The following is a 6,441-nucleotide window of genomic DNA, read 5'->3' as shown; positions in this document are numbered from 1 at the left end:
CCTGTGGAGTGTGAGTCATGAGACTGTCCTCGTTTCTCTGCGTCGCCGCCTGCATTGCGCTTTCGGGCGCCGCATCTGCCCGCGGCGGCATGGGATCGCACATGTCGATGGCAAGCGGCGGCGAGCTCGGGACCAGCGCCGCCACGCCCGGAACGAACTCGCTCGGCACCGCGCTGCCGGCGTCCGAAACTGGCGGTCACGCGATGACGGGACCGTTGCTCGGCACTTACCCGAGCATCGACAAGGACGACGCCAAGCTCGAGAAGATGCTGGAAGGGTCCATCTGTCGCGGCTGCTGAAATGCAAGTAGCGCGATAGGAGCGTTCGGTCTCCGGCGGTCCTCGCGTCCGGGGAAGCTGTGTTTTTCGAAAGGGTTGGTGCTAAGCTTGAGACGAACTCAGGTACCGCTTGGGGCAATCCCAATGATGGTTGAGCCAGGCCAGCGTCCGGTCTACGCGTGCGCGGAATGGGAAATCGATCTTGCCAGGCGAGAATTTCGCTCGATGGGAGAGTCCGTTCCCCTCGGCGGGCGAGCCTTTGAGATTCTTGCGGAATTGGCCCAGGCCGAGGGCCAGCTGGTCACCAAGGATGACCTGACGGAGCGAGTCTGGCGCGGCGTCTTTGTCGAGGAGAGTGCACTTCGGGTACATATTGCGGCGATCCGGAAGGCCTTTGGTCCGGATCGCGACATGCTGGCAACCACGGTCGGCCGCGGTTATCGCCTGTTGGGATCATGGCAAATCCGGCAGGTGGACGCTCCGCTACAATCTGCCGCACCCGCGTTGCTGCCGTCGACCAACATTCCCAGCGCATCATTCGATCTCATCGGCCGCACCACCGCGATCGCGCATTTGTGGAAGCTGCTGTCGGCCTATCGCGTCGTGAGCCTCGTCGGCCCTGGCGGGATCGGCAAGACAGCGCTTGCGCTCCAAGCCGCCAGAACGCCGCCGGCCGGCTTTGCGGCCGATCGATTGCTGGTCGAACTGGCCTCGTTGTCCGATCCCAAGCTCGTTTGCTCGGCCGTCGCCGGCATGCTCGGCATCAAACTCGAAGGGGAGGAGATCTCGCCGGAATCTGTCGCGCGTGCGATCGGCGCCAGGCAATTGTTGCTCATTTTCGACAATTGCGAGCATGTCGTTGATACCGCGGCCCAGCTGGCCGAGACGATCGTCAACCGCTGTCCGGGGACGACCATCATAGCGACAAGCCGCGAAGCGCTGCGCATTGATGGTGAACACGTCTATCGCGTTCTTCCCCTGGTCGTGCCGCCCGACGCCCGGCTCGAGCCCGACATCGCATCGGCGTATACGGCCATGGAATTGTTTACGACCAGGGCGAAGGCGCTGGGCTCCAACTTCGCGCCTGACGCGGAAAACCTCGACGCGGTCGCCGCCATCTGCCGGCGGCTGGATGGCATTCCACTCGCGATCGAGTTCGCGGCGGCGCGCGCGGTGATGCTCAGTCCGCCGAAGATTGCGGCACTTCTCGACGACAGATTCAAGTTTCTGACGACCGGCCGGCGTACGGCGTTGCCCAGGCAACAGACGCTTCGTGCCACGCTCGACTGGAGCTACGACCTGCTGCCGGAGGCCGAGGCCCGGCTTCTGCGGCAGCTCGGCATCTTTGCCGGAGAGTTTCTGCTCGATGCAGTGACCGCCGTCGCCGGCGAGGGCGCGAGCGATGTCACCGGCCAGCTTGCCAATCTGGTGGCCAAGTCGCTCGTCCTTGCGGACATACGCGGCGACCGCCCCCACTATCGCCTGCAGGATACCACGCGCGCTTATGCGCTGGAAAAGCTGCAGGCCAGCGGCGAACTTCCCGACGCGGCCAGACGCCAGGCGAGGTACTATTGCGGGTTCTTTGCCCGTGCCGAGGCCGATAGCGAAATGAAGCCGCAGACGGAGTGGCTTGCCGTCTACGGCCGCCACATCGACAATGTGCGAACCTGCCTCGATTGGGCCTTCTCGCCGCGCGGAGACGCGCAGATAGGAGTGGCGTTGACCGCTGCGGCAGTGCCGCTATGGGTGCAATTGTCACTCCTCGCAGAATGCCGCGAGCGGACTGAACTTGCATTGGCAAGCCTTGACGACACCGCCGCAGGCGCGTTGCGGCTCCGCATGCAATTGTCGGCCGCCCGAGGCTGGTCGCTGATGTACGGCGTCGGACGCGCTCGCGAGGCCGGTCCCGCCTGGACCGCGACCCTGCAGCTTGCCGAGCAGCTCGGTGACAACGACTATTTGCTGCGTGCGCTCTGGGGGCTGTGCATTGATCAGTTCAACAATGGCGAGTTCCGCAGGGCGCTCGAATTCGCGCACCGCTTCGCGGAAGTCGTGGCCGATTCCAGCAATTCCGTCGACCGGATGATGGCCGACCGGCTCCTCGCCACCACGCTGCATTTTCTCGGTGACCAGCGGCTGGCGCATCATCACATTGGGCGGACCCTGTCTCGTCTTTCGGATCTGACGGCGAAGCCGCAGGTCATCCGTTTCCGGTTCGACCTGCGGGCCTCGGCGCGCTACTTCCAGGCGCGCATCCTGTGGCTGCTCGGGTTGGGCGATCAGGCATTGAGCGTCGTCGAGCGCAACGTCGAGGAGGGCCGTGCGAGCGGCCACGCCCTGACATTCTGCAGCGTACTGGGCCAGGGCGCTTGCCCGATCGCTCTGCTGGCCGGTGATCTCGAGGCGGCGGAACGCTATTGCACGATGCTGATCGAGCACACGGAACGTCATCCGATCCGCCTGTGGAACGTGTGGGCGCGCGCCTTCAGAGGCGTCGTGATGGCGCGAAGCGGCGACGTTGCCGTCGGGTTGCCGCTGCTGCGCAAGGCGCTCGAACTGGCGGGCGAGGCGCGTTTCCTGCCGCGTTTCCTGCTTCCGCTCGRCGAGTTGGCGGTATGCCTCGGAGAGGCTGGCGAGGTGTCGCTGGGGCTTGCGACCGTCGACGAGGCGCTTGCGCGATGCGAGGCGAGGGACGAGCGGTGGTACGAGGCCGAACTCTGGCGCATCAAAGGCGAATTGCTGCTGCATCCCGGCGAACACCGCTCCGCCATCGCCGCCGAGCAGGCCTTTGCCAGGGCGTCCGAGGTGGCGCGTGGCCAGGGGGCGCTGTTCTGGGAGTTGAGGACGGCGATCAGTCTGGCGCGATTGAGGACGAGTCAGAGCCGTCCCGCCGATGCGCGCCATGTTCTCAATTCCGTGTACGGAAAGTTCACCGAAGGTTTTGAGACCGCCGATCTGAGGCGCGCCAGAGCCATGATGGCGCAGCTTTCGACCTCGTAGAGTCGCGCTGCGGTGTCGCAGCCGATGCCCCGGGGGCGCATCCGATCCATGCAATCGGATGCCGTTGCGGCCTCGGCGAGCGCCGCATCCCCCGTGCTCCGGAACGTTCCGGAAAACTGCTCGTCGAGCCCCTTCGCCGCAGAAAACAGGCACGAATGGCTTCGGCGCCTCGTTGCCGGCCCAGGATGCCATGGCGCCTCGAACTTATCTTTCCACTCCGCGCCCTTCTATCGGGAGTGCACGGCATGTCGAGAATATCGGCGGCGCGATCGGCTTCGACACGGAGCCCGACATCGGATCCAACCCGGACAAATCGGTCGCGCCTGCCACGGAGCCGTCAACTCGCGGCGAGCGAGCTCGAAGGCGGCGCCCCCAATTTGGCGAGCAGCTCCCTGGCCGCCGTCAGGCGGGGCGTATTGAATCCCTCGGTGAACCGACCATAGATTGACGCAAGCATGTCCTGTGCTTCTCTGCGGCGGCCCTGCCGCTGCCATAGCGTTGCAAGACCGATCGCCGCATGCAGCTGATATCCGAGCGCCCCCTGACGTCGGGCCAGCTCAAGCGACTGCACGAAGCTCTGCTCCGCTTGCGAAAGATCCGGATTGCTCTTGCGCATCAGCACTTCCGCGCGCGCCCGCAACATGTCGGGCATGTTCATCATGAGGTTGCAATGCCGGGCCTGGGCAATCCCCAGCTCAATGGTGTCCAGGGCTTCATCGCCGCGATCCATCGCCGCCAGGGCTTCGGCGAGCGGCATGCGAAACCCTGGCACCGTACCGAAACGCTGGCTCTGCAGCTTCTCGATCGCGCCTTTCAGCATAACGAGCCCGATATCGGTCTCGCTCCGGGCCAGCAGCGTAATCCCCTTCATGGCCTCGCCGACCATCTGGAGGATGGCGAGGTTGTGCCTTCGAGCCTCCACGACGAACCTGTCAACATGCTCTTCGCAATCCTCCAGCTCGCCATTCCAGAAGAAGACGCCGAATGCCCATGGCAGCGCTCTGCAGAACATGATCGGGTGGTTCACTGCGATGACATCCGAGATGGCCCGGCGCACCATTTGCTTGGCCTGATCGGGATGTCCCTGAAGCCAGAGGACGCGAGCAAGGGTGATCTGAGCGCGCTTGGGATATTCGAGGGTGAGGCCGCCATGGACGTCCCGCTCCAGGCCCGGATGCTGCAATGCCGCTTCGATATAGGAGCGAGAGGCAACAAACCTGCCGAGATACTGGCAGGAGATGCTGAGCATTACGCGCATGCGCGCCACCGCAACGGAATCGTTGCTGGCGAGGGCAATGGCTTCGCCGCGCTTGGCGGTGCCCAGTGCGTCGTCATACTTGCCGACGAACAATTGCAGGAGATGCAACTGGTCAATCAAACGGATCTGCCCGGGGACGTCGCCGATCTTTTCCGCTAGTTCGAGCGCCCGGTTGAGGTGATTGGCGCCCAGTTCGTCCAGCTGTCCCGTGAGCATCCGGGCAGCCCCTAGGGCGGCGTGGAGTGCGAGACCGTGCTTGATGCTTTCATTCGTGTCATCGCGTGCTTCGATCGCGCGGGTGACCCAGAGCTCGCATTCCGCCAGGAGCGACAGCTTGAAGAACAACGGTATTGATGCTGCAGCGAGCGCCACGCCGGTTCTGCGGTCCCCCTGATCCGAGAAGCACCACGTCAGTGCGGCGCGCACGTTGCCGAATTCCTCGGCGGCCGCCGAAAAGTCTCGCCCCGATTCGTCAGCCATCTTTTCAAGGAGACCGAGAAAGTAGCAGGCGTGGCGTCGCGCTGTCGCGCCGGCATCCGCGCTGGCGGCAAGTTTCTCCTGCGCATAGGCCCGGGTCGCGTCCGCAAGCCGGTAGCGGGTCGGTTGCGAGCCGGCGTTCAGCGCAAGCATCGACTTGGCGACGAGGCTGTCGATGATCGCCAGGATCGTGTCGTCGTCCTCCCCGGCCGCGGCAATCGACCGGGCGGCGTCCAGGGTCATGCTGCCGACGAACACCGACAGCCGGCCGAGAATCACGCGTTCCGGCTCGGATAGAAGATTGTAGCTCCATTCGATGGTCGCACGCAGCGTCCGGTGTCGGGGCAGTGCGGTGCGTCGTCCCTCCCACAGCAAATTGAGGTGCTGGTCGAGGAGTTGGATCATCGCTCTCGCGCCGTAGGCGCCCACACGGCCGGCGGTGAGCTCGATTGCAAGCGGGATGCCGTCGAGCCGACGGCAGAGATTGCCGACGTCCGAGGCGTTCGTATCCGTCAGCGCGAACTCGCCGCCTCCTGCGGCCGCACGCTCCACGAAGAGTTTCACGGAGGGATAGGCGAGCGCGCTCGCGGCGGTCAGAACGGCCTTGTCCGGCGGGCTCGGCAGCGGCGGGAGACGGTATGTGTACTCGCCTTCGACGCGCAGCAACTCCCGGCTCGTGGCCACGATGTGCAGCTCCGGTGCTGCCTGGTAGAGCCGTTCGGCCAGCGCCGCGGCGGCTTCGATGACATGTTCGCAGCAGTCCAGAATGAGCAGCATGCGCCGGTCGCGCAGGAATGCCGCAAGACTGTTGGTARGATCATTCGATCGGGTCCGGCGCCCAAGTGAAGATGCGACGATCGCTGGCACCAGAGCGGCGTTGTCGGTCTCGCCGAGACCGACAAAATGGACTTGACCGGCGAATTCCGCGAGCAGGGCATGGCCGGCGGAAACGACGACCGTGGTCTTGCCGATGCCGCCGGGACCGACGACCGTGACGAAGCGTTGGACTCTCAGTCTTTCCGATATGTCCTGGATGGCTTGCTCGCGTCCCACCATCTGCCGGGGAGGCGCCGGCAGGTTGTGGACGTAAGCCGGTTCGGGCGGCTCAGATCGCTGCTGTTCCGGGCCGGAGATCGAACCGACGAAGCAGTAGCCCTGTCCGGAGACCGTGCTCAGATATTTGGCTCCGTCATTGCCGTCCCCGAGCGCCTTGCGCAGTGCTGCGATATGAACCCGCAGGCTGTTCTCGTCGACGCTGGAGTCCGGCCATGCCCTGGCCATCAGATCGCTCTTGCTGACGACGCTGCCGGCCTGCCGGATCAGGGTCAGCAGGATGTCAAATGCGCGAGCCGAGAGCTGGACCGGGCTGCCATCCCGTTCAATCCGCCTCTGCAAGGCGTCCATGCGAAATGGCCCAAAGACGAAGAC

3 protein-coding genes are annotated in these 6,441 nt (G+C 64.6%); 2 read left to right on the top strand and 1 reads right to left on the bottom strand.

Features of this window, described 5'->3' with window-relative positions; translation table 11 throughout:
* The first annotated feature begins 17 nt into the window (after positions 1–17).
* Together ACXJL8_RS30290 and ACXJL8_RS30285 are read left to right on the top strand one after the other, a co-directional pair.
* Complete coding sequence (locus ACXJL8_RS30290) at positions 18–299, top strand: hypothetical protein (RefSeq protein ID WP_456617632.1); 282 nt, start codon at positions 18–20, stop codon at positions 297–299.
* Between the two features lie 78 nt (positions 300–377).
* Positions 378–3,278, top strand: coding sequence for an ATP-binding protein (locus ACXJL8_RS30285; protein WP_456686110.1), 2,901 nt, complete (start codon positions 378–380; stop codon positions 3,276–3,278).
* A 337-nt stretch (positions 3,279–3,615) separates the two neighbouring features.
* Here the strand turns inward: ACXJL8_RS30285 and ACXJL8_RS30280 are convergent, their stop codons facing one another.
* Positions 3,616–6,417, bottom strand: a complete 2,802-nt coding sequence (locus ACXJL8_RS30280; protein WP_456686109.1) for an ATP-binding protein — start codon at positions 6,415–6,417, stop codon at positions 3,616–3,618.
* Between the last annotated feature and the right edge of the window lie 24 nt (positions 6,418–6,441).

This window comes from Bradyrhizobium sp. P5_C11_2 (assembly GCF_054049755.1).
The sequence above is the reverse complement of the archived record's forward strand: the minus strand, read 5'-3'. Positions and strand labels throughout refer to the sequence as shown.